This is a genomic window from Variovorax sp. OV084, assembly GCF_900111625.1.
In the GTDB taxonomy this organism is placed as follows: domain Bacteria; phylum Pseudomonadota; class Gammaproteobacteria; order Burkholderiales; family Burkholderiaceae_C; genus Variovorax.
The window spans coordinates 989,534-1,012,849 of record NZ_FOII01000001.1 but is presented as its reverse complement, the minus strand read 5'-3'; the positions used below and the strand labels follow the sequence as shown (position 1 = coordinate 1,012,849).

18 protein-coding genes are annotated in these 23,316 nt (G+C 65.4%); 13 read left to right on the top strand and 5 right to left on the bottom strand.

The features are described from left to right. Positions 1-176 precede the first annotated feature (176 nt). A complete protein-coding gene (locus BMW87_RS04900; protein WP_093054744.1) occupies positions 177-2,474 on the top strand; it encodes an arginine/lysine/ornithine decarboxylase in 2,298 nt (765 codons plus the stop codon). 27 nt (positions 2,475-2,501) lie between these two features. Here the strand turns inward: BMW87_RS04900 and BMW87_RS04895 are convergent, their stop codons facing one another. Beyond that, a complete protein-coding gene (locus BMW87_RS04895) occupies positions 2,502-3,344 on the bottom strand; it encodes a DNA ligase (protein ID WP_093075233.1) in 843 nt (280 codons plus the stop codon). Positions 3,345-3,408: 64 nt separating this feature from the next. Next, positions 3,409-4,191: an enoyl-ACP reductase FabI gene (gene fabI / locus BMW87_RS04890; protein ID WP_007832278.1), complete on the bottom strand. Its 783-nt coding sequence runs from the start codon at positions 4,189-4,191 to the stop codon at positions 3,409-3,411. Between the two features lie 70 nt (positions 4,192-4,261). Between fabI and BMW87_RS04885 the strand changes: the two genes are divergently transcribed. The 12 genes from BMW87_RS04885 to BMW87_RS04830 all read left to right on the top strand — a co-directional run bounded on the left by BMW87_RS04885 (position 4,262) and on the right by BMW87_RS04830 (position 20,457). Further along, positions 4,262-6,061, top strand: a complete 1,800-nt coding sequence (locus BMW87_RS04885) for an extracellular solute-binding protein (protein WP_256216664.1) — start codon at positions 4,262-4,264, stop codon at positions 6,059-6,061. Positions 6,062-6,083: 22 nt separating this feature from the next. Continuing rightward, a complete protein-coding gene (locus BMW87_RS04880) occupies positions 6,084-7,097 on the top strand; it encodes a microcin C ABC transporter permease YejB (protein WP_093054750.1) in 1,014 nt (337 codons plus the stop codon). After that, the gene (locus BMW87_RS04875; RefSeq protein WP_093054752.1) at positions 7,090-8,133 is read left to right on the top strand and encodes an ABC transporter permease; all 1,044 of its coding nucleotides are present in this window, start codon (positions 7,090-7,092) and stop codon (positions 8,131-8,133) included. Before BMW87_RS04880 ends, BMW87_RS04875 begins: the two co-directional genes overlap by 8 nt. Then, a complete protein-coding gene (locus tag BMW87_RS04870; protein ID WP_093074588.1) occupies positions 8,133-9,770 on the top strand; it encodes an ABC transporter ATP-binding protein in 1,638 nt (545 codons plus the stop codon). Before BMW87_RS04875 ends, BMW87_RS04870 begins: the two co-directional genes overlap by 1 nt. A gap of 16 nt (positions 9,771-9,786) precedes the next feature. Beyond that, positions 9,787-10,986 (top strand): YbfB/YjiJ family MFS transporter, encoded by a 1,200-nt coding sequence (locus BMW87_RS04865; protein WP_093074585.1) that lies wholly within the window; start codon positions 9,787-9,789, stop codon positions 10,984-10,986. A gap of 177 nt (positions 10,987-11,163) precedes the next feature. Next, on the top strand, positions 11,164-11,811 hold the full coding sequence (rimP, locus tag BMW87_RS04860; protein ID WP_093074583.1) for a ribosome maturation factor RimP: 648 nt from the start codon (positions 11,164-11,166) through the stop codon (positions 11,809-11,811). Positions 11,812-11,827: 16 nt separating this feature from the next. Beyond that, positions 11,828-13,321 (top strand): transcription termination factor NusA, encoded by a 1,494-nt coding sequence (nusA, locus tag BMW87_RS04855; RefSeq protein ID WP_093054760.1) that lies wholly within the window; start codon positions 11,828-11,830, stop codon positions 13,319-13,321. Between the two features lie 24 nt (positions 13,322-13,345). After that, positions 13,346-16,333 carry a translation initiation factor IF-2 gene (infB, locus tag BMW87_RS04850; RefSeq protein WP_093054762.1) on the top strand — a complete coding sequence of 996 codons (2,988 nt, stop codon included), beginning with the start codon at positions 13,346-13,348 and terminating at the stop codon, positions 16,331-16,333. 21 nt (positions 16,334-16,354) lie between these two features. Next, positions 16,355-16,726 (top strand): 30S ribosome-binding factor RbfA, encoded by a 372-nt coding sequence (rbfA, locus tag BMW87_RS04845; RefSeq protein WP_062479819.1) that lies wholly within the window; start codon positions 16,355-16,357, stop codon positions 16,724-16,726. Positions 16,727-16,728: 2 nt separating this feature from the next. Beyond that, complete coding sequence (gene truB, locus BMW87_RS04840) at positions 16,729-17,685, top strand: tRNA pseudouridine(55) synthase TruB (RefSeq protein ID WP_093074580.1); 957 nt, start codon at positions 16,729-16,731, stop codon at positions 17,683-17,685. Next, complete coding sequence (gene typA / locus BMW87_RS04835) at positions 17,682-19,520, top strand: translational GTPase TypA (RefSeq protein WP_093054766.1); 1,839 nt, start codon at positions 17,682-17,684, stop codon at positions 19,518-19,520. The genes truB and typA overlap by 4 nt, the downstream gene beginning before the upstream one ends. Before the next feature lie 19 nt (positions 19,521-19,539). Further along, positions 19,540-20,457: a DMT family transporter gene (locus BMW87_RS04830; RefSeq protein WP_093074578.1), complete on the top strand. Its 918-nt coding sequence runs from the start codon at positions 19,540-19,542 to the stop codon at positions 20,455-20,457. Between the two features lie 17 nt (positions 20,458-20,474). Here BMW87_RS04830 and BMW87_RS04825 read toward each other — a convergent pair whose 3' ends face one another. The 3 genes from BMW87_RS04825 to BMW87_RS04815 form a co-directional block, all read right to left on the bottom strand. Beyond that, positions 20,475-21,896 (bottom strand): hypothetical protein, encoded by a 1,422-nt coding sequence (locus BMW87_RS04825; protein ID WP_093074576.1) that lies wholly within the window; start codon positions 21,894-21,896, stop codon positions 20,475-20,477. Between the two features lie 112 nt (positions 21,897-22,008). After that, positions 22,009-22,404: a COG4315 family predicted lipoprotein gene (locus BMW87_RS04820; protein WP_093054772.1), complete on the bottom strand. Its 396-nt coding sequence runs from the start codon at positions 22,402-22,404 to the stop codon at positions 22,009-22,011. A 92-nt stretch (positions 22,405-22,496) separates the two neighbouring features. Beyond that, positions 22,497-23,315 (bottom strand): anti-sigma factor family protein, encoded by an 819-nt coding sequence (locus tag BMW87_RS04815; protein ID WP_093074574.1) that lies wholly within the window; start codon positions 23,313-23,315, stop codon positions 22,497-22,499. Position 23,316 lies beyond the last annotated feature (1 nt).

The window sequence follows — 23,316 nt, the reverse complement described above, 5'->3', positions numbered from 1 at the left end:
TGCATCTGCTCCAAGCGCTTGCCCTGCGTAGGGGTACTGCGCCCGAGCCGACGAAAGGGACCATGCCGGACAGGCCCGAATGGCTTGCACGAGCCTGACCAGATTCGTCATCCGAATTCCGTACACTTCGCGCCTCGCCTTATTGCCTGTCTGTCAGCCTGCCCGGAGCCCCGCTCATGAAATTCCGCTTTCCCATCGTCATCATTGACGAGGACTTCCGCTCCGAAAACACCTCGGGCCTCGGCATTCGCGCGCTCGCGCAGGCCTTCGAAAGCGAGGGCTTCGAGGTGCTGGGCGTCACGAGCTACGGCGACCTGAGCCAGTTCGCCCAACAGCAAAGCCGTGCCAGTGCGTTCATCCTGTCGATCGACGACGAGGAGTTCACGGTCGGCCCCGACCTCGATCCGGCCGTGCTGAACTTGCGCAACTTCATCGGCGAAGTGCGGCGCAAGAACGCCGACGTGCCGATCTACATCTACGGCGAGACCAAGACCTCGCGCCACATCCCGAACGACATCCTGCGCGAGCTGCACGGCTTCATCCACATGTTCGAGGACACCCCCGAATTCGTGGCGCGCCACATCATCCGCGAGGCCAAGAGCTACCTCGAGGGCGTGCAGCCGCCGTTCTTCAAGGCGCTGATCGACTATGCGGAAGACGGCTCCTATTCGTGGCACTGCCCGGGCCACTCGGGCGGCGTGGCGTTCCTGAAGAGCCCGGTGGGCCAGATGTTCCACCAGTTCTTCGGCGAGAACATGCTGCGTGCCGACGTCTGCAACGCAGTCGAAGAGCTGGGCCAACTGCTCGACCACACCGGCCCGGTGGCGGCCAGCGAACGCAATGCGGCGCGCATCTTCAACGCCGACCACTGCTTCTTCGTGACCAACGGCACCAGCACCAGCAACAAGATGGTGTGGCACCACACGGTGGCGCCGGGCGACGTGGTGGTGGTCGACCGCAATTGCCACAAGTCGATCCTGCACGCGATCATCATGACCGGCGCGATTCCGGTGTTCATGAAGCCCACGCGCAACCACTTCGGCATCATCGGCCCGATCCCGAAGAGCGAGTTCGAGCAGAGCGCCATCAAGGCCAAGATCAAGGCCAACCCGCTGCTGGCCGACGTGGACCCCGACAAGGTCAAGCCGCGCGTGATGACGCTCACGCAGTCGACCTACGACGGCGTGATCTACAACACCGAGACCATCAAGAACATGCTCGACGGCTACGTCGACACGCTGCACTTCGACGAGGCGTGGCTGCCGCACGCGGCCTTCCACCCGTTCTATGGCGCCTATCACGCGATGGGCAAGCGCCGCGTGCGCCCGAAGGAATCGCTGGTGTTCGCCACGCAGTCGACGCACAAGCTGCTGGCCGGCATCAGCCAGGCCAGCCATGTGCTGGTGCAGGACTCGCAGAACCGTCAGCTCGACCGCGACCTGTTCAACGAGGCCTATCTGATGCACTCGTCGACCAGCCCGCAGTACGCGATCATCGCGAGCTGCGACGTGGCTGCCGCCATGATGGAGCCGCCCGGCGGCACCGCGCTGGTGGAAGAAAGCATCCTCGAAGCGCTCGACTTTCGCCGCGCCATGCGCAAGGTCGAGGCGGAGTTCGGCAAGGACGAGTGGTGGTTCAAGGTCTGGGGCCCCGAGAAGCTCGTCGAAGAAGGCATCGGCCGCGCCGACGACTGGATCATGCAGGGCGAGAAGAACGGCAAGCCCAAGAACAAGAAGTCGCCGCGCAACTGGCACGGCTTTGGCGAATTGGCCGACGGCTTCAACATGCTTGACCCGATCAAGTCGACCATCGTCACGCCGGGTCTCGACCTCGAAGGCAACTTCGCCGAAACCGGCATCCCGGCCAGCGTGGTGACCAAGTTCCTCGCCGAGCATGGCGTGATCGTGGAGAAGACCGGGCTCTACAGCTTCTTCATCATGTTCACCATCGGCATCACCAAGGGCCGCTGGAACACGCTGCTGACGGCGCTGCAGCAGTTCAAGGACGACTACGCGCGCAACCAGCCGATGTGGCGCATCCTGCCCGAGTTCTGCCAGCAGCATCCGGGTTACGAACGCCTCGGCCTGCGCGACCTGTGCCAGCACATCCACCAGCTGTATGCGCGCTACGACGTGGCCCGCCTCACGACCGAGATGTACCTGAGCGACCTGACGCCGGCGATGAAGCCCAGCGACGCCTTCGCCCACATCGCGCACCGCAAGACCGAGCGCGTGGAAATCGACGAGCTCGAAGGCCGCATCACCACCAGCCTGATCACGCCTTACCCGCCGGGCATTCCGCTGCTGATTCCGGGCGAGGTGTTCAACAAGAAGATCGTCGACTACCTCAAGTTCTCGCGCGAGTTCAACACGCAGTGCCCGGGCTTCGAGACCGACATCCACGGCCTGGTTGCGCGCGTCGACGAGACGGGCAAGAAGCGCTACTACGCAGATTGCGTCAGGGAAGTGAAGTAAGGAAGCGGGCCGGCTGGACGGGCCGGCCTAACCTTCGCGCACCCGCATGAAGCGCGCGAATCGCGGCAGGCCCTTGGCGGTGGTGCCGTTGTAGCGGTAGGTCACCCAGCTGCCGACGGCGGGCGGGTTCTCGCGTTCGGCGTCGGTCAGTCCGGTGCCGAGCTTGAAGCGCTTGCCGTCGGCCGTCTCGACCACCAGCGCGCCGAGCCGGCCACTGTGCTTGCCCTTGCCGGGCACGTGCTCGACCACGCGGGCTTCGGCGTCTTCGTAGGGCTTGACCTTCAGCAAGTCGCTGTTGCGCTCGCCACGGTATTGGGAGCTGCCGCGGTGGAGCATCAGACCCTCACCGCCCATTTTTACCGTCTTGTCGAGCAGCGCCTGCAATGCGGCGTGCGTGGTCGCGCGTTCCTGCGGGACCGCGACGACCCATGGTGCGTCGGTAATCGGCAGCAGCTTGCGCAGCACGGCGAGGCGCGTCGTGAAGTCGCCACCCTGCGCGGGCAGGTCGAACACCATGAAGTGCATCTCGCGCCAGGCGATGTCGTTGGGCGTCTGGCTGCGCACCGTGGAGACGGCGCGTGCGAACTGGCCGCGGCCCACCCACAGTTCGCCGTCGAGGGGTTGCTTCGGCAGCGGTGCGGTGAACCATGCCGGCGCCACGATCCGTTCGCCGCCGCGTGTCCAGAGCTGCTTGCCGTCCCAGTAGCCGCGTACGCCGTCGTACTTCTCGCTGACCCAGTAGTCGTGCAGCGACATGCCGGGGCGGTAGACGTCGGCCAGCATCAGCGAGGGCGCCGCCTCGCGCGCGAACGCGGCAGGCGCGGCGATCACGCCGAAAGCGGCAAGCAGGAGGGAGCGTCGGTTCAGCACGATGCTATGAAATGAATAGCGCAGCACGGCCATCTGGTGGCCGTGTGAGGGCTCGATGGCAGGGTTACTCGGCCATCCCGCCGACGACGTTGCTGAAGCCGCCGTCCACGTAGGTGATCTCGGCGGTCACGCCGCTGGCCAGGTCGCTCAGCAGGAAGGCGGCCACGTTGCCGACTTCCTCGATGGTCACGTTGCGGCGGATGGGCGAGGCGTCGGCCACGGCCGCCAGCATCTTGCCGAAGCCCTTGATGCCGCTGGCTGCCAGCGTCTTGATCGGGCCCGCACTGATGCCGTTCACGCGCATGCCCTTCGGGCCGAGCGAGGCGGCGGTGTAGCGCACCGAGGCTTCGAGCGAGGCCTTGGCCAGGCCCATGGTGTTGTAGTTGGGCAGCGCGCGTTCGGCGCCCAGGTAGGTCAGCGTGAGCAGGGCCGCCTTGTCGTTGAGGTAGGGCAGGGCCGACTTGGCCATGGCCGGAAAGCTGTACGCACTGATGTCGTGCGCGATCTTGAAGCCTTCGCGCGAGAGCCCGTCGAGGAAGTCGCCCGCAATGGACTCGCGCGGCGCGAAGCCGATGCTGTGCACGAAGCCGTCGAACTTCGGCCAGGTCTGCGAGAGGTCTGCAAAGAGCTTGTCGATCTGCGCGTCGTCGCCCACGTCGCAATCGAAAATCAGCTTCGAGCCAAAGTCTGCGGCATATTCGGTGATACGGTCCTTGAATCGCTCGCCGACATAGCTGAAGGCGAGCTCTGCGCCCTGTTCATGACAGGCCTTGGCAATGCCATAAGCAATGGAGCGATTGCTCAACACACCGGTGATCAACAGTTTTTTGCCGGAAAGAAAGCCCATGAAGTTGCCTCGTGAAAATCTTGGGCAGAATTCTCGCATGCGAGGTTGGCTGCTTCTGATATTGGCTCTCTTGGCGCTCCCCTCGTGGGCAGCGCATGGTCTGGGCATGGGTTACGAGCCGAAGTACCCGGCGTCGTTCAAGAATTTCGACTACGTGAATCCCGATGCCCCCAAGGGCGGCGAGCTGATCCTCTCGGCCAGCGGAACCTTCGACAAGCTCAACCCCTTCACGCTGCGGGGCGTGCCGCCGCAGGGCATGGGCTACAGCGCCAACGGCTTTGTGTTCTCCGAGTACGGCCTGATCTTCGATTCGCTGATGACGCCGAGCGAAGACGAGCCCTTCTCCAACTACGGCATGCTGGCCGAAGACGTGCAGCTTGCCGCAGACCGCCTGAGCGTCACTTTCCGCCTGAACCCGAAAGCCAAGTTCTCCGATGGCTCCCCGGTGCTCGCGAAGGACGTGAAGTACTCCTTCGACACCCTCATGAGCAAGCAGGCGGGGCCGACCTTCCGCTCGTACTGGGTTGACATCAAGGGCGCCGTGGTGGTGGGGGAGCGCACGATCCGCTTCGACTTCAAGCGCCAGAACTCCGAGCTGCACATGATCATCGGCCAGCTGCCGGTTTTCTCGAGTGCCTGGGGCAAGGGCAAGCCCTTCGACCAGATCGTGAGCGAGCCGCCCATAGCCAGCGGGCCGTACGTGGTGGACAAGGTCGACTTCGGGAAGTACATCTCGTACCGCCGGCGGCCGGACTACTGGGCCGCCGATCTTCCGGTGCGCAAGGGGATGTTCAATTTCGGCGAGGTGTCGTACCAGTACTTCAAGGACTCGCTGGGTGAAGAGGAGTCGCTCAAGGCCGGCTCACTCGATGCGATGGAAGAACGCTCGATCATCGCCTGGGTGCGCCGCTACAAGGGGCGGCGTTTCGATTCCGGCGAGCTGGTCAAGGAAGAGATTTCGCACCGCCGCTTCACCGGCATGCAGGGCCTCTCGCCCAACCTGCGGCAGCCTCGCTTCCAGGACATGCGCGTGCGACAGGCATTGGCGCTGGCCTTCGATTTCGACTGGCTCAACCAGCATCTCTTCTACGGACGCAGAGCCCGCACGATGAGCTACTTCCAGAACAGCGATGACCTCATGGCCCAGCCCGAGATCAGCCCCGAGGAGCAGGTGCTGATCGAGCACCTGAAGAACAGGCAGCGATACATCGACAACACGAAGGGCGAACTGCCGCGCCCCGCCAGCAGCGGAGACACCGCCGAAGGCCTGCGGCGCAACCTGGTCCGCGCGCAGGAACTGCTCAAAGAGGCGGGCTGGACATACAGGGATGGCGCCTTGCGCGACAAGGACGGAACGCCTTTCGTCATCAATTTCGACATTGGGGATCGCAGTTCGGGCGTGGTGCTGGCGCCTTACGCGCGCAACCTCGCCAAGCTGGGAATCGCGCTGGACTATCGCTTGCGCGACCCGAGCCTGATAAAGAAGAAACAGGACGATCTCGACTTCGACATGGTCATCAACATCGCGGGTGGCTCATCGAGTCCGGGCAACGAGCTGTACGACGATTTCGGCTCGAAATCGGCCAACGAAAAGGGGAGCCAGAACCTCAGCGGCATCAGCGATCCGGTGATCGACGAGATTCTCGAAGTGATCGTCAACAGCCCGGACCGCAAGTCGCTCGCAGCAGGCGCGCGGCTGCTGGACCGTTACTTGCTCCACCAGCATTACGTGATCCCGATGTACTACGGCAAACAATATTTCATTGCCCACAAGCGCAAGCTGCGCCGCCCCGAAGCGCCATTGCCGCAACGTCTTCTCGCCGGCTCGGCGATGCTGACGACGTGGTGGATCGACCCGGCAGCGAAGTAGACGACAGACCCAGACAGACCGCATGGCCGCCTACCTGCTCCGACGCCTTCTGCTGATCATTCCCACGCTGTTCGGGGTGCTGCTGATCAATTTCGCCATCGTTCAATTTGTTCCGGGCGGTCCGGCCGAGCAGTTGCTGTCGCAACTGACCAACAAGGAAAACCGCCTCTCGGGCGGCCCCACGGGGCGCTCCCTCGACGCCAAGCAGGTGGCGGAGATCAAGGCCCTCTACGGCTTCGACAAGCCGGCACCCGAGCGCTTCTGGCAGATGCTCAAGCAGTTCGCGCGCTTCGACCTGGGCAAGAGCTTCTTCCAGAGCAAGGACGTGTGGCAGCTCATCAAGGAGAAGCTGCCGGTCTCGATCAGCTTGGGGCTCTGGACCTTCTTCATCAGCTACCTGATAGCGGTGCCGCTCGGCGTTGCGAAAGCGGTTCGCGCCGGTTCGCGCTTCGACTTTCTGACGACGCTGCTGGTGCTCGTTGGCTACGCCATTCCGGGCTTCGTACTGGGCGTGGCGCTGCTGGTGATCTTCGGCGGCCAGCTGCAATGGTTTCCGCTGCGCGGGCTGACTTCGCCGAATTGGGAGTCGCTGAGCTGGGGCGCGCGCATCGTCGACTACCTGTGGCACATCACCTTGCCGGTGACGGCGATGGTGCTCGGCAGCTTCGCGATCACCGCGATGCTCACCAAGAACTCCTTCCTCGAAGAGATCCGCAAGCAGTACGTGCTGACGGCGCGTGCCAAGGGACTGGCCGAGCGCCAGGTGCTCTGGAAGCACGTGTTCCGCAACGCGCTGATTCCGATCATCACGGGCTTCCCGACAGCCTTTATCGGCGCCTTCTTTTCGGGCGCGCTGCTGATCGAGACGCTGTTCTCGCTCGACGGGATGGGCCTGCTCAGCTACGAAAGCGTGCTGCGGCGCGACTACCCGGTGTTTCTGGGCACGCTCTATCTGTTCACGCTGATCGGTCTGGTGACCAAGCTCATCTCCGATCTTTGCTATGTCTGGGTCGATCCGAGGGTGAAGTTTGACTAAAGCGCCTGTCGTGTCCGTGAGCCCCGGCCGCCGCGCCTGGCGCCGTTTTCGCCGCAATCCGCTGGGGTTCTGGAGCCTGTTGATCTTCTCGGCGCTGGTGGTGCTGAGCCTTTTCGCCGATGTGCTTTCCACCGACAAGCCGCTCGTGGTGCGCTACGAAGGCAAGACCTATTTCCCAGTGTTGCGGGACTATTCCGAGAAAACCTTCGGCGGCGATTTCGAAACGCCGGCCGACTACCTTGATCCGTTCATCGAGCAGCGCATCACCCAGGGCGGCAACTGGGCGATCTATGCGCCGAACCGCTATGGCCCGGCCACGCTCAACTATTTCTCGAAGCCTCCGAACCCTGCGGCCCCTTCGAGCGAGAACCTGCTCGGCACCGATGAGCGGGGCCGCGACCTGCTGGCCCAGCTGATCTACGGCTTTCGCGTGAGCGTGCTGTTCGCGCTGGCGCTCACGGTAATAGGGGTGGTGCTGGGTATCGCGACCGGCGCGGTGCAAGGCTTCTTCGGCGGAAAGATCGACCTGACCTTCCAGCGGCTGATCGAGATCTGGGGAGCGATGCCCGAGCTGTACCTGCTGATCATCTTCAGTGCGATCTTCACGCCCAGCGTGGCGCTGCTTCTGATCCTGCTGAGCCTGTTCGGCTGGATGGGGTTGTCGGACTACGTGCGCGCCGAGTTCCTGCGCAACCGGCAGATGGACTACGTGCGTGCGGCGCGGGCGCTCGGTGTGGGCAATCTGCAGATCATGTGGCGCCACATCCTGCCCAACAGCATGGTGCCGGTCGTCACCTTTCTGCCGTTCCGCATGAGCGCGGCCATTCTGGCGCTGACCTCTCTGGACTTTCTCGGCCTTGGCGTGCCGCCAGGCACACCGTCGCTCGGTGAGCTGCTGAGCCAGGGCAAGGGCAACATCGACGCCTGGTGGATCTCGCTGTCCACTTTCGTCGTGTTGGTCGTCACGCTGATGCTGCTGACTTTCATGGGCGACGCGCTGCGCGATGCGCTCGATCCGCGCAAGGCAGACAAGTGATGAGCGATTCACAACAACCCAACCAGCCCCTGCTCGACGTAAAGGGCCTGCGCGTCGCATTCAGCGGCAAGGAGGTCGTGCACGGCATCGACTTCCAGATGGCCGCTGGCGAAAAGCTCGCGCTCGTCGGCGAGTCGGGTTCGGGCAAGACGGTCACGGCGCTGTCGCTGCTGCGGCTGGTGCAGAACGCCGATCTTTCTGGCACTGCCCGGCTCTTTGGCGGCGGGCGCTCGCAGGGCGCGCGCGACCTGTTGTCGATTCCCGAGCGCGAATTGCGCGGCATCCGCGGCAAGGAGATCGCGATGATCTTCCAGGAGCCGATGACTGCACTGAATGCGCTCTACAGCGTCGGCGACCAGATCGCCGAGGTTCTCGAACTGCACGAAGGGCTGTCGGCCCGCGCCGCGCAGGCGGCGGCCGTCCAGCTGCTGGCTGACACCGGCATTCCGGAGCCGGCGCGACGGGCGAGGGCGTTTCCGCACCAGCTCTCGGGCGGCCAGCGCCAGCGCGCGATGATCGCGATGGCTCTGGCCTGCAAGCCGCGCCTGCTGCTGGCCGACGAACCGACCACCGCGCTCGACGTGACCGTGCGCGCGCAGATCCTCGAATTGCTGGCTGACCTGCAGCGCAAGTACGGCATGGCGGTGCTCCTCATCACGCATGACCTGAACCTGGTGCGGCGTTTTGCCGATCGCGTGGTGGTCATGGAGAACGGCCACATCGTCGAGCATGGCGCGGTGGCGCCTGTGTTCGATGCCCCGCAGCATCCCTACACGCGCAAGCTGATCGACAGTCATCCGGAGCGCAACGTGGCGGCCGTCGCTGCGCGCGCCGACGCGGCGCCAGTGATCGAGGCCAAGGCCCTGCGCGTGATCTATCCCGTGCCGAAGCCGGGCTTCGCCGGCTGGTTCCGCAAGGGCGAATTCGTGGCGGTGCAGGGGGCGGATTTCCGCATCGTGCCGGGCGAGACGCTCGGCGTGGTCGGTGAGTCGGGTTCGGGCAAGTCGACGCTGGCGCTGGCGGCGCTAGGGCTGCTGAAGCACCAGGGCGCGCTGACGGTCGCGGGCAAGGGCTGGGCGGTCGACCGCGCCTCCGATCTCGGCCTGCGCCGCGTGATGCAGGTGGTGTTCCAGGACCCGTTCTCGTCGCTGTCGCCGCGCATGACGGTGGAGCAGATCGTGGGCGAGGGGCTGCGCGTGCATGCGCCCGAACTCGACACCGCGGCGCGCCGTGCCCGTGCACTCGTCGCGCTGGCCGATGTCGGGCTGACGGAGGCCCAGTTCCCCTCGCTGCTCGACCGCTATCCGCACGAGTTTTCGGGCGGTCAGCGGCAGCGCCTGGCGATTGCGCGCGCGCTGATCGTCGACCCGCAGCTGCTGGTGCTCGACGAGCCCACCAGCGCGCTGGACGTGACGATCCAGAAGCAGGTGCTGAGCTTGCTGCAGCGCCTGCAGCGCGAGCGGGGGCTGAGCTATCTGCTGATCACGCACGACGTCGAGGTGATCCGGGCGATGGCGCACCACGTCATCGTGATGAAGGACGGGGCCATTCTCGAAACAGGGTCGGTCGAGCGCGTGCTCGACGCGCCCGAGCACCCCTATACAAAGAAGCTGGTGGCCGCCGCGCTGCTGGAATAAACGGAGACAGCAAGAAATGTCGGAAATCGGACGCGACCGGCGCGGAGCCTGGCGCGCGGCGCTGGCCTGCATGGTCACCCTCGCAGTGGCGATGGGCCTGGGGCGCTTTGCCTTCACACCCATGTTGCCCATCATGCTGCACGAGGGAAAGCTGGAGCTGGCGGCGGGCGGGGTGCTGGCGTCGCTCAACTACCTGGGGTACTTCCTCGGTGCGGTGAGCTGTGCCGCCATCGGCATCAAGGCGTCGAGCATGGTGCGGGGCGGGCTGGTGGCCACGGCCGCTCTGCTGATCGGCATGGGCTTGCTGCACAGCTTCACGAGCTGGGGCGTGCTGCGCACGGCGGCAGGCGTGATGAGCGCCTGGGTCTTCGTCTTCGCCTCAGGCTGGGGCCTGCGCCGGCTGGCGGAGACGAACGCGCCGACGCTGGCCGGCGTGATCTACACCGGGCCGGGAATCGGCATCGCGATGACGGGCCTGCTCGGTGGTGCGCTGGGGCGCTGGGGTTCCGAGGCGGGGTGGATCGGCCTTGGCATCCTGGCGGTCGTGCTGATCGCGGTGATCTGGCGGGTGTTCGACGACGGCGAGCGGGCATCCGCAGGTGGCGGTGCCGCTCCGGCGCCTGCTGCGGCGGTTCGCGTGGCCGGGCCGGCCGATCGCAGCGATGCGATCTGGCTGGTCGCGCTCTATGGGCTGGCGGGCTTCGGTTACATCATTACCGCCACCTTCCTGCCGGTGATCGCCCGGCAGGCGCTGCCGGGATCGCCCTGGCCGGACTTCTTCTGGCCGCTGTTCGGGCTGGCCATCATTCCAGGCGCGCTGATCGGGGCCCGCGCGCCGACGCATTGGGACAACCGGCTGCTGCTGGCCTGCGCCTACGCGTTGCAGGCGCTGGGCGTCGTGCTGTCGGTGGCATGGCCGAGCATTGCCGGATTCGCGCTCGGAAGCCTGCTGCTGGGCATGCCGTTTACCGCGATCACTCTTTTTGCCATGCGGGATGCGCGCCGGCTGCGCGGCAATGCGGCTGCCGGGCTGATCGGCTACGCGACGGCATCCTATGGAGTGGGGCAGATCGTCGGGCCGCTGTTTGCGGCGCCACTGGCCCAGCGGACGGGGTCTTTTCAGCTGCCGTTGCTGGTCGCGGCGGCGGCATTGGCACTCGGCGCGGTGCTATTCGCATTGGTTTGGTTCAAATCGCGCCAATCAATAGGTGGCTGAGCCTCGAAGCCCCTTCATTTATTACACAAATAGCATATAATTCGAGGCTCACGACCAAACGGGCGGGTACCAACCGCCCGTTTTTTTTGGTCTATGCATTCTGAGCATTCATGGCGATCTGGCATCCGTGGCGGGCGGATGGCATGAACCCAGTATTTAAAAGGCACCTTCGAACACGTGGCATTGCAGCAAATAGTGGAACAAACCGTGGCCGGTCTCGGCTATGACCTGGTCGAGATCGAACGCTCGGCCGGGGGATTGCTGCGCGTGACGATTGATTTGCCCTGGACGGCCCCCACCTTGGAAGATGCGGCTGCCGGCGTGCCAGAGCCCTTCGTGACGGTCGAAGACTGCGAGAAGGTAACGCGCCAATTGCAATTTGCGCTCGAGGTCGATGGTGTCGATTACAAGCGGCTCGAGGTGTCCTCGCCCGGTATTGACCGTCCGCTGCGCAATGAGCAGGATTTCGAGCGTTTCGTGGGCGAGGTGATCGACATCACGCTCAAGGCGCCCATGGGTGCTGCGGCGGCGGGCCAGGTGTCGGCCACTCGCAAGAAGTTTCGCGGCACGCTGGAGCGTGTTGCACAGGTTGAGGGCGCTGTCGGCGCCCAGGGCTGGCAAATCGTCTGGAGCGATGCGCCGGAGCCCAAGCCGGGTCAAAAAGTGAGCAAGAAGCGCGCGCCTGCAACGCTGCAGGCGCTGGGCTTCGTGCTGGACGAGCTGCGCGAGGCGCGGCTCGCGCCTATTGTGGATTTCAAGGGCCGCAAGGCCAAAACCCAACCGGGTTTTTCGGATATTGACGACGGAACGCAGGTTCCGGACTGACTAGAGGAGTGGTGGCATGAATCGCGAAATGTTGATGTTGGTGGATGCGATCTCGCGCGAGAAGAACGTCGAGCGTGACGTGGTCTTCGGCGCGGTCGAGTCCGCTCTGGCGCAAGCCACCAAGAAGCTCCATCAGGGCGACGTGGACATTCGCGTCGCGGTCGATCGCGACAGCGGCGACTACGAAACCTTCCGCCGCTGGCACGTCGTGCCCGACGAGGCTGGCCTGCAGCTGCCCGACCAGGAAATCCTCCTGTTCGAAGCCAAGGAAGAAATGTCGGACATCGAAGTCGGCGAGTACATCGAAGAAGCGGTGGACTCGGTGCCGATCGGCCGCATCGGCGCCATGGCCGCCAAGCAGGTCATCCTGCAGAAGATCCGCGACGCCGAGCGCGAGATGCTGCTCAACGACTTCATGTCGCGCGGCGACAAGATCTTCGTGGGCACCGTCAAGCGCCTGGACAAGGGCGACATCATCGTCGAGGCCGGCCGTGTCGAAGGGCGCCTGCGCCGCAGCGAGATGATCGCCAAGGAAAACCTGCGCAACGGCGACCGCGTGCGCGCCATGATCATGGAGGTTGACCTGACGCTGCGCGGCGCGCCGATCATCCTGTCGCGCTCGGCCCCCGAGTTCATGATCGAGCTGTTCCGCCAGGAAGTGCCCGAAATCGAGCAAGGCCTGCTCGAAATCAAGAGCTGCGCCCGTGACCCGGGTTCGCGCGCCAAGATTGCCGTGCTATCGCACGACAAGCGCGTCGACCCCATCGGCACCTGCGTCGGCGTGCGCGGCACCCGCGTCAACGCCGTGACCAACGAGCTCGCTGGCGAGCGCGTGGACATCGTGCTGTGGAGCGAAGACCCGGCCCAGTTCGTGATCGGTGCGCTGGCCCCGGCCAACGTGTCGTCGATCGTGGTGGACGAAGAAAAGCACGCCATGGACGTGGTGGTCGACGAGGAAAACCTCGCCATCGCCATCGGCCGCGGCGGCCAGAACGTGCGCCTGGCTTCCGACCTCACCGGCTGGAAGATCAACATCATGGACGCCAACGAGTCGGCCCAGAAGCAGGCGACCGAAACGGACGCCAGCCGCAAGCTCTTCATGGAAAAGCTCGACGTCGACGAGGAAATCGCCGACATCCTCATTTCGGAAGGTTTCAACAGCCTCGAAGAAGTGGCCTACGTGCCAATTTCCGAAATGCTGGAAATCGAGGCGTTCGACGAAGACACCATCAATGAGCTGCGCTCGCGTGCCAAGGATGCGCTGCTGACCATGGAAATCGCCAAGGAAGAGGGCGTCGAGGCCCAGTCGACGGTGTCGCAAGACCTGCACGACCTCGAAGGCCTGGACCCCGAGCTGATTCCCAAGCTGACCGAAGCGGGTGTGAACACCCGTGACGATCTTGCCGACCTCGCGGTCGATGAACTCACCGAGATCACCGGCCAAAGCGCCGATGACGCCAAAGCCCTCATCTTGAAAGCCCGCGAACACTGGTTCGCCGGCCAAGAGTGACGGTCATGGAGGCACGAAACCAATATGTCCAGTACCACTGTCGCCGAGTTCGCGAACGAGCTCAAGAAGACTCCCGAAACCTTGCTTGACCAGCTCAAGAGCGCAGGTGTGCCCAAAGCGGCCGCCACCGATGCGCTCACCGAGGCTGACAAGCAGCGCCTGCTCGGCCACCTGAAGGCCAGCCACGGCACCGTCGAGCCCGAGCGCAAGAAAATCACGCTGACCAAGAAGTCGACCAGCGAGATCAAGCAGGCCGACGCCACCGGCCGCGCCCGCACCATCCAGGTCGAGGTGCGCAAGAAGCGCACCTTCATCCAGCGCGAAGACGGCCATCCCGCCACGCCCGAGACGGCGCAGCAAGTGGCCGAGGCACCTGCCGCCGCGCCCGCCGCTCCCCGCATCGACGAAGCCGAACTGGCCCGCCGCGAGGAAGAAGCGCGCCGCCAGGCCGAGCTGATCCGCCGCCAGGAAGAAGAGCTGGCTGAAAAGCGCCGCCTGCGCGAAGAAGCCGAAGCTCGCGAACGCGAGCAGGCCGAAAAGGCTGAGAAGGCCGAGCAGGAAGCCGCACGTGTCGCCGCCGAAACCGCCGAGAAGAAGGCCGCTGCCGCAGCAGCTGCTGCCGCCGCGAGCGCAAAGGACAGCACCACGGCCACCAAGCCGGCGGCTGCCCCCGCGCCCGCCGTGACGGCCGCCGCCGCTGCTGCAGAGCAGAAGGCTGCCGATACCAAGCTCGCCGCGCAAACTGCTGCGACGCAGGCCAAGGAAGACGCGAAGGCCAAGGCCGCCGCCGAATCGAAGGCCCGCGCCGACGAAGAAGCCGCGCGCGCCAAGGATCTCGACGAGCGTCGCCGCAAGGCCCTGGCCGAAGCCGAAGCCATCCGCGCCATGATGAACGCACCGGCCCGCGTGCTGGTGCCGCACAAGGCACCCGAGAAGCCGCAGCCCGAAAAGGCCGCGGTCAAGGGAACGCTGCACAAGCCGACCGCGCCCGCAGCGCGTGCCGGCGCACCTGCCGCGCCCGGCGCTGCAGCAGCTGCACCCGGCGCTGCCGGTGCCGCAGGCAAGGAAGTCAAGTCCGCCAAGCTCTCGTCGAGCTGGGCTGGCGATCCTGCCAAGAAGAAGGAAATCAAGACCCGCGGCGATGCCAGCGGTGGTGTCGGTCGCGGCAACTGGCGCGGAGGCCCGCGCGGTCGCCGTGGCAACGACCGCGGCGGTCACGACGAGCAACATGCGCCGGCCGCACCGGTCGAGGCGCGCATTCTCGAAGTGCATGTGCCCGAAACCATCACGGTGTCCGAGCTCGCGCACAAGATGGCCGTCAAGGCGCAAGAGGTCATCAAGCAACTGATGAAGCTCGGCCAGATGGCGACCATCAACCAGTCGCTCGACCAGGACACCGCAATGATCCTGGTGGAGGAAATGGGCCACAACGCGGTGGTTGCCGCGCTTGACGACCCGGAAGCCTTCACCGACGAGGACGTGTCGGCGCAAACCGCCGAAGCCCTGCCGCGTGCACCGGTCGTGACCGTCATGGGTCACGTCGACCACGGCAAGACCTCGCTGCTCGACTACATCCGCCGCGCCAAGGTCGCTGCGGGCGAAGCCGGCGGCATCACGCAGCACATCGGCGCCTACCACGTGGAAACCGATCGCGGCATGGTGTCGTTCCTCGACACCCCGGGTCACGAGGCCTTCACGGCCATGCGTGCTCGCGGTGCGCAAGCTACCGACATCGTGATCCTGGTGGTGGCGGCCGACGACGGCGTCATGCCCCAGACCAAGGAAGCCATCAAGCACGCGAAGGCGGCTGGTGTGCCGATCGTGGTTGCCATCAACAAGGTGGACAAGCCCGACGCCAACCTGGACCGCGTGAAGCAGGAACTGGTGGCCGAAGAGGTCGTGCCCGAAGAGTACGGCGGCGACGTGCCGTTCGTGCCGGTGTCCGCGAAGACGGGCCAGGGCATCGACGACCTGCTCGAACAGGTGCTGCTGCAGGCCGAAGTGCTGGAACTCAAGGCGCCGGTGGATGCCGCCGCCAAGGGCCTGGTCATCGAAGCCCAGCTCGACAAGGGCCGCGGCCCGGTTGCTACCGTGCTGGTTCAGTCCGGTACGCTCAAGACCGGCGACGTGGTGCTGGCTGGCTCGACCTATGGCCGCGTGCGTGCCATGCTGGACGAAGACGGCAAGTCGACCAAGACTGCAGGCCCGTCGATCCCGGTCGAAATCCAGGGTCTGACCGAAGTGCCGCAAGCGGGCGACGAGTTCATGGTGATGAGCGATGAGCGCCGTGCGCGCGAAATCGCTACCTACCGTGCCGGCAAGTTCCGCAACACCAAGCTGGCGAAGGCCCAGGCCGCGAACCTGCAGAACATGTTCACCGACCTGTCGGCGGGCGAAGTGCAGACGCTGCGCATCATCATCAAGGCCGACGTTCAGGGCTCGCAGGAAGCTCTGGCGCAATCGCTGCTCAAGCTGGCGACGGACGAAGTCAAGGTGCAGGTGGTGTACGCCGGCGTGGGTGGTATCAGCGAAAGCGACATCAACCTCGCCATCGCCTCCAAGGCGGTCGTGATCGGCTTCAACGTGCGTGCCGATGCCGGTGCGCGCAAGCTGGCCGAGAACAACGGCGTGCAGCTGAACTACTACAGCATCATTTACGACGCCGTGGACGAGATCAAGGTCGCGATGTCGGGCATGCTGGCGCCGGAGCGCCGCGAGGAAATCATCGGCTCGGCCGAAATCCGCACGGTGTTCGTGGCCTCGAAGATCGGTACCGTTGCAGGTTCCTACATCACCTCGGGCTCGGTCAACCGCACTGCGCATTTCCGCCTGCTGCGCGACAACGTGGTGGTCTACACGGGCGAAATCGACTCGATCAAGCGCATGAAGGACGATGTGCGCGAAGTCCGCGAAGGTTTTGAGTGCGGTATCAAGCTCAAGAACTACAACGACATCAAAGAGGGCGATCAGCTCGAATTCTTCGAGATCAAGGAAATCGCCCGGACGCTGTAAGCGTTCCATGCGAGAAAGTCCATGCCGAAGAGAAAAGCCGCCGCCCCCAACCGCGCGTTCAAGGTTGCCGATCAGATCCAGCGCGATCTGACGGAGCTGATCGCGCGCGAGTTGAAGGACCCGCGCGTGGGCATGGTCACGATCCAGGCCGTCGAGGTCACGCCCGACTATGCGCACGCGAAGATTTTCTTCAGCCTGCTCACGGGCGACGTGGCCGAGACGACCGAAGCGCTGAACCAGGCCGCGGGCTTCCTGCGCAACGGCCTGTTCAAGCGCCTGCACATCCACACCGTGCCCACGCTGCACTTCCTGTTCGACCGCACCACCGAGCGTGCGGCCGACATGAACGCGCTCATCGCGCAAGCCGTCGCTTCGCGCTCGAAAGACGACTAGCCATGAACGCGCCACGCACAAGGGTGCAGCGGCGCCCTGTGCATGGGGTGTTGTTGCTCGACAAGCCGCTGGGACTCTCCAGCAACCAGGCCTTGCAAAAGGCCAAGTGGTTGCTGCGCGCGGAAAAAGCAGGCCACACCGGCACGCTCGATCCGCTCGCGACGGGAGTCCTGCCGCTTTGTTTCGGCGCAGCCACCAAATTCAGCCAGTTGCACCTCGATGCCGACAAGACCTATGAGGCCACGGCTCGCCTGGGCATCAAGACCGCGACCGGCGATGCAGAGGGCGAAGTGATCGCCGAGCGGCCGGTGCACGTCACGCCTGAAGACCTGGCGCGCGTCGAGGCACAGTTCACCGGCCCGATCCGCCAGGTGCCCCCGATGCACAGCGCGCTCAAGAAGGACGGCAAGGCGCTGTACGAATACGCGCGTGAGGGCGTCGAAGTCGAGCGGGCACCGCGCGACGTCGTGATCCACAAGCTCGAACTCAGCGCGATCGGCGACGACGTCATCCGTATCCTGGCCTCCGTCAGCAAGGGCACCTACATCCGCACCCTCGGCGAAGACATCGGCGAGGCGCTTGGGTGTGGTGCACACCTGAGCTCGCTGCGCCGGACCGCCACGGGCGGCTTCGTCGAGGCCCAGTGCATCACGCTCGAAGCGCTCGAAGCCATGGACGAGGAAGAGCGCCTGGCACAACTCCTGCCTGCCGAAGCCCTGGTGGATGGCCACAGCCGCGTCACGCTCGGCGTGGAAGATGCGGCACGTTTTCTTTCGGGCCTGCGCCGCCGTGGCGGCTGGGCCGATGCCGATGAGGTGGCCGTGTTCGGCTCCGACCCGCGGGCGTTCCTGGGCACAGCCCATGTAACGGCCGGCGAATTGATCCCGGGGCGCTTGCTGAACCCCATCGAAATCCAGCAAATTCTTTTGAACGCACAACAGACCGAAGCGACACCATGAGTACCAAGCAAATTCGCAATATCGCCATCATTGCCCACGTGGACCATGGCAAGACCACGATGGTCGACCAATTGCTGCGCCAGTCCGGCACCTTCGCCGAGCACGAGAAAGTGGTCGACACGGTAATGGACAACAACGCCATCGAAAAGGAACGTGGCATCACGATCCTGGCCAAGAACTGCGCCGTGACCTGGGAAGGCACGCACATCAACATCGTCGACACCCCGGGCCACGCGGACTTCGGCGGTGAAGTGGAACGCGCGCTGTCGATGGTCGACGGCGTGGTGCTGCTGATCGACGCGCAGGAAGGCCCGATGCCGCAGACGCGCTTCGTGACCAAGAAGGCGCTGGCCCTCGGCCTGAAGCCCATCCTCGTGGTGAACAAGGTCGACAAGCCGGGCGCCAACCCCGACAAGGTGGTCAACGCCGCCTTCGACCTGTTCGACAAGCTCGGCGCGACCGACGAACAGCTGGACTTCCCCGTGGTGTACGCCTCGGGCATCAACGGCTGGTCGTCGCTGGAAGAAGGCGCGCAGGGCGAGCAGTGGGGCCCCGACATGTCGGCCCTGTTCAACACCATCCTGAAGCACGTGCCGGCGCAAAAGGGCGATCCCGCCGCGCCGCTGCAGCTGCAGATTTCCGCGCTCGACTTCTCGACCTTCGTCGGTCGCATCGGCGTGGGCCGCATCAGCCAGGGCACCCTGAAGCCGATGATGGACGTGGTGGTGATGGAAGGCCCGGACGGCAAGGCCATCAAGGGCCGCGTCAACCAGGTGCTGACTTTCCAGGGCCTTGACCGCGTGCAGGCCACTGAAGCCGGCCCGGGCGAGATCGTGCTGATCAACGGCATCACCGACATCGGTATCGGCGTTACCGTGACCGACCCCGCGAACCCCGCGCCGCTGCCGATGCTCAAGGTCGACGAACCGACCCTGACGATGAACTTCTGCGTCAACACCAGCCCGCTGGCCGGCCGCGAAGGCAAGTTCGTCACCAGCCGCCAGATCTGGGACCGCCTGCAGAAAGAACTGCAGCACAACGTTGCGCTGCGCGTGAACGAAACCGACGAAGAAGGCATCTTCGAAGTGATGGGTCGCGGCGAACTGCACCTGACCATCCTGCTGGAAAACATGCGTCGCGAAGGCTATGAAATGGCCGTGTCGAAGCCGCGCGTGGTGTTCCGCACCGTCAACGGCGAGAAGCACGAGCCGATCGAACTGGTGACGGCCGACATCGAAGACCAGCACCAGGGCGGCGTGATGCAGGCACTGGGCGAGCGCAAGGGCGAACTGGTCAACATGGAACCGGACGGCCGTGGCCGCGTGCGCCTCGAATACCGCATTCCGGCGCGTGGCCTGATCGGCTTCACGAACGAATTCCTGAACCTGACGCGTGGCTCGGGCCTCATCAGCAACATCTTCGACAGCTACGAGCCGCACAAGGGCGACATCGGCAGCCGCAAGAACGGCGTGCTGATCTCCATGGACGACGGTGAAATCTTCACCTACGCCCTGGGCAAGCTGGACGACCGCGGCCGCATGTTCGTGAAGGCGAACGACCCGGTGTACGAAGGCATGATCGTCGGCATCCACAGCCGCGACAACGACCTGGTGGTGAACGCCACGCGCACCAAGCAGCTGACGAACTTCCGCGTCTCGGGCAAGGAAGACGCGATCAAGATCACGCCCCCGATCGAACTCACGCTCGAATACGGCGTGGAATTCATCGAGGACGACGAGCTGGTCGAAATCACGCCCAAGAGCGTGCGCCTGCGCAAGCGCTACCTGAAGGAACACGAGCGCAAGCGCGCCGGCCGCGATACGTCGCAAGGCTGATCGACTCCGTCGATTTGCCATGCGCCTGACGCACGGCGGCGCCGTCTGGCTGATGGTCGTCGTGACCCTGATGTGGGGCACGGCGGGCGTCGTCACCCGCCACCTGGCGCAGGCGCACAGTTTCGAGATCACCTTCTGGCGCAGCCTCTTCACGACGCTGGCGCTGCTGGTGATCTTGCCGCTTTGGCGGGGCCGCGCCGTGTTCTCGCAACTGCGCCGCGGCGGGCGCGAACTCTGGATCTCGGGCGTGTGCTGGGCCGTGATGTTCACGGCCTTCATGGTCGCGCTCACGCTGGCTTCGACGGCCAGCGTGCTCGTCACCATGTCGCTCGGGCCGCTGCTCACGGCGCTGGCGGCGCGCTTCTTCATCGGCCATAAGCTGCCCGCGCGCACCTGGCTGGCCATCGTGGTCGCGGGTGCGGGCATCGGCTGGATGTACGGCACGCAGCTCATGCAGGGCGGGGGCGGATCGCTGGCCGGCACGCTGCTCGCGCTGTGCGTGCCGCTGGCGGGCGCGGCCAACTGGACCGTGGTTCAGCACGCGCAGGCGAAGGGCCACAAGGTGGATCTGGTGCCTGCGGTGCTCATCGGCGCGGTGCTCACGGCGCTCTTCACGCTGCCCTTTGCATGGCCGTTCCGGGCCAGCGCTCACGACCTTGGGCTGCTGGCCTTCCTGGGCGTGTTCCAGCTCGCCATTCCCTGCGTTCTGTCGGTGTTGTGCGCCCAGGTGCTGAAGGCGCCTGAAGTCGCGTTGCTGGCCTTGCTGGAAGTCATTTTCGGCATCGCGCTGGCCTGGATTGGTGCGGGCGAGCAGCCTGCAGCAAGCGTGCTGACCGGCGGGGTGCTGGTCATCGGCGCGCTGGTGTTCAACGAACTGCTGGCGCTGCGCGGCCGGCGCACCACGGTCGCCGACACCGCGGTGCCGGGCGCGCACTGATCGACTGGCGCTTCTGCCTACTGCGGCATGGCTGCGTCGGTGACGCCCATGCTGCTCAGCCGCGCTTCGAGCACCTTGCGCACGAAGGTCTTCGGAAAGTCGTCGCTGACGCGCCAGTTGCCGTTGTCTTCCACGAAGGTGAATTCTCCGGTCACGGGCAATGAGGTGTCGCTGCCTGAGAGGGCGCCCAGCAGGCTGTCGTTGTATTCGATGACCAGCGGGCAGGTGTGGCCCATGCCATCGTCCAGCTTGCGGCAGGGGCCCGTGGGCTCGATCTCGGCGATTTCTCGCGAGCGGTTCGGGTCCTTGCGCACCAGGCCCGAGTCGGTGCGCGGACGCATGCGCATGGCCGAAGCCGATCGTGCCGCGCTCAGCGGCGCCGCGCCTTCGCGGAAGGCTTTTTCCATCGCCTCGCGGCCGATGGGCTCAGCGTTGTAGAGCGGCCTGCCATCGGCGTCGAGGTGCCCGAAGCGTGCCTCGACGATGGCTACGTCCGCGCCGCGCACCACCATCTCGTCGCTCTTCGGCTCCGTGGGACCGATGGTGTACGCCATGGGTTCCTTGCTGTCGCCCCGCGTCATGACCGCCACGCAGCCTCGCACGCGCTCCGGCTTGCGGTAGCCGACTTCGCGCATGCTGCCGACGGAGGGCGTTTCGATCACGGTGCCGGCGTTCGGGTCGAGGTGGCGCATGCGCACGTCCATGGTCACGCGGCGCATGAGGCTGTCGAGTGTCTTGCGCGTGGAGGCGGCGTCGCAGGCGGGCACGCTCGCCGGGGCGAACAGGTACCAGCCGAGGCCGCCGCCGATCACCGCCACGGCCAGGATGAACTTCCACGCGCCGATGCGGCGGCTGCGTTGCGCGCGAGCCTGCCATGCCTTGATGGCCTGCTCGTCGGCCTCGATCAGGGCCTGTGCCTCGTTCACGATGCGCGTGCGCTCGGCGGCCATGGCAAAGGCCGGCTCGGCGGCGACCTGGGCGCTCAGGGCGTCGAAGCGTTCCTTTTCGAGCGGGCCTTCGGTTGCCAGCCAGGCCAGCGTGGCCACGGGTGACGCAGCCACGGTGCCCACGACCGGCGTTTCCGTCAGCGCCATGTCGCGCGTCTCGGCGTCGATGAGGCTGTCCCTGAAGAGCACCTCGATTGCCTCGTGCGTGATGCCTTGCCCGGCCAACTCGATGAGGTCGTCGGCATCGATGGCGGTATCCGCCGCGTCGTCGGCGTGCGGGGCGTCGTCGCCGATCTTGTCGAGCGCCGCGTTCTGTTCTTCCTCGGTGACCATGCCGCGTACGCGCATCCAGGCCAGCGCATGGGCCGGGTTGGGGAGCGGGGGAAGGGCGGCGGTTTCGGGGTGGGCGCGCGCGGCGTCGTGCTGTGCGTCGCTGATCAGGCCCTGGGTCAGCAGGGCGAGGAACGCATCCGGATTGGCGTCAGAGCTCATGCGGGGATTCTGCCGTGGGTGGTGCCGGCCTCTACACCGGGAAACGCCGGGAAAAGCCGATAAAAGAAAACGCCGGCAGGCGCCGGCGTTCTTGCGTCAGATCCTTGATGGATCAGGGACGAGCGACTTTCCAGGCGCCGTTTGCCACGCCGTCGCCGGTCTTGTCACCGGGCTTGGCATCTTTCGCCCAGTAGTACAGCGGCCAGCCCTTGTAGGCCCACTGGCGCTTGCCGTCTTCGCGAATGATGATGGTGTAGCCGCCGATGGGCTTGGCGGTGTCGGCCACGGCGAGCGCGGGCCAGTTGGCGGCGCACTGGGCGTTGCAGGCGGAGGTGCCGGAGCCGGCGGTGTCCTTGGTGAAGGTGTACAGCGTCATCCCGTTCGGTCCGACCAGCACGCCGTCGGCGGTGCGGGTTGGCGTGTCGGGGGCGCTGGCGGTCTTGTTGGACATGCCGCCGCAGCCGGCGAGCAGGGCCGCCGCGAGGATCGAGGCGCTGAGCAATTTCATGCAGTTTCTCCTTCAGTTGAAAAATCGCGAAAACAAGCCAGGTGACGGAAAGCCAGGCAATGTGATTGCGCGACCGGCAGTTTATGCGGTCGTTACGACAAATCGCGGTAGGCCAGCGTCGCAAGTTTGAGCAGAACTTCTCGCGGCAGCTTGCCGGCGAGGGCATAGCCGAAGCCCTGGTCGACCCAGTAGAAGCTGGGCACGGGGCCTTCGGAGGCGAAGCGGAAGGCGGTTTCGCGTGCGGCGGTGGCTCCGGCGGCATTGGCGTCCAGCGTGCCGATGTAGAGCGTCACGCGCTCGCCGGCCGCATCTTCGAACATGAACTGGGCGCGCGCGCCGGTTTCCCCGGGCAGCAGGCGGCCGCCGACCAGGGTGTAGCCCTGGGTGGAGAGGTCGGGCACCTTCAGCGGCCTGTCGAGGCGCCTGGAGAGCCACTGGACCAGGTGCTGCTGCTCGGAGGCAGCCACTTCGACGGGGTGTCTTTTCTCGGGTGCGTAGACGGCGTGCGCGACCGAGGCGTCGTGCACGAATTCGCGCACCGCCGGCACCTTGGCCAGTTGCGTGCCGCCGCGCGGCGCGGACCATTGGGCATTCCCGAGCCAGCCGGCAGCGAAGGCGATCAGCAGACCTGCCGCCATGCCGCCCCAGCGAAGCCAGGAGACGTGCCGTGCCGTTCGCGGCAGATGCCGATCGAGTGCGCCCATCAGGGCAGCGGGAATCGGTTCGTCGAGCAGTTCGCCATGCAGCCGGCGCAAGGCATCGCGCTGCGTGTGCCAGGCAGCGACCTTGGCGGCCACGGCGGGATCGCTGGCAATGGCTTCCTCGACCGCGCCATGACGATCGGCGGCCAACTGGCCATCGACCCAGGCGTGCAGCTCGTCGTCGGTAGGGGGCGGGGCGGGGCGGCTCATG

Excerpts from the sequence above, each read along its gene's own strand:
- rbfA (WP_062479819.1), top strand. The coding sequence starts at position 16,355 with ATGCCGAAGAGAAAAGCCGCCGCCCCCAACCGCGCGTTCAAGGTTGCC.
- truB (WP_093074580.1), top strand. The coding sequence starts at position 16,729 with ATGAACGCGCCACGCACAAGGGTGCAGCGGCGCCCTGTGCATGGGGTG.
- BMW87_RS04815 (WP_093074574.1), bottom strand. The coding sequence starts at position 23,315 with ATGAGCCGCCCCGCCCCGCCCCCTACCGACGACGAGCTGCACGCCTGG.
- BMW87_RS04870 (WP_093074588.1), top strand. The coding sequence starts at position 8,133 with ATGAGCGATTCACAACAACCCAACCAGCCCCTGCTCGACGTAAAGGGC.
- BMW87_RS04880 (WP_093054750.1), top strand. The coding sequence starts at position 6,084 with ATGGCCGCCTACCTGCTCCGACGCCTTCTGCTGATCATTCCCACGCTG.
- nusA (WP_093054760.1), top strand. The coding sequence starts at position 11,828 with ATGAATCGCGAAATGTTGATGTTGGTGGATGCGATCTCGCGCGAGAAG.
- infB (WP_093054762.1), top strand. The coding sequence starts at position 13,346 with ATGTCCAGTACCACTGTCGCCGAGTTCGCGAACGAGCTCAAGAAGACT.
- BMW87_RS04820 (WP_093054772.1), bottom strand. The coding sequence starts at position 22,404 with ATGAAATTGCTCAGCGCCTCGATCCTCGCGGCGGCCCTGCTCGCCGGC.
- fabI (WP_007832278.1), bottom strand. The coding sequence starts at position 4,191 with ATGGGCTTTCTTTCCGGCAAAAAACTGTTGATCACCGGTGTGTTGAGC.
- BMW87_RS04825 (WP_093074576.1), bottom strand. The coding sequence starts at position 21,896 with ATGAGCTCTGACGCCAATCCGGATGCGTTCCTCGCCCTGCTGACCCAG.
- BMW87_RS04900 (WP_093054744.1), top strand. The coding sequence starts at position 177 with ATGAAATTCCGCTTTCCCATCGTCATCATTGACGAGGACTTCCGCTCC.
- BMW87_RS04865 (WP_093074585.1), top strand. The coding sequence starts at position 9,787 with ATGTCGGAAATCGGACGCGACCGGCGCGGAGCCTGGCGCGCGGCGCTG.
- typA (WP_093054766.1), top strand. The coding sequence starts at position 17,682 with ATGAGTACCAAGCAAATTCGCAATATCGCCATCATTGCCCACGTGGAC.
- BMW87_RS04830 (WP_093074578.1), top strand. The coding sequence starts at position 19,540 with ATGCGCCTGACGCACGGCGGCGCCGTCTGGCTGATGGTCGTCGTGACC.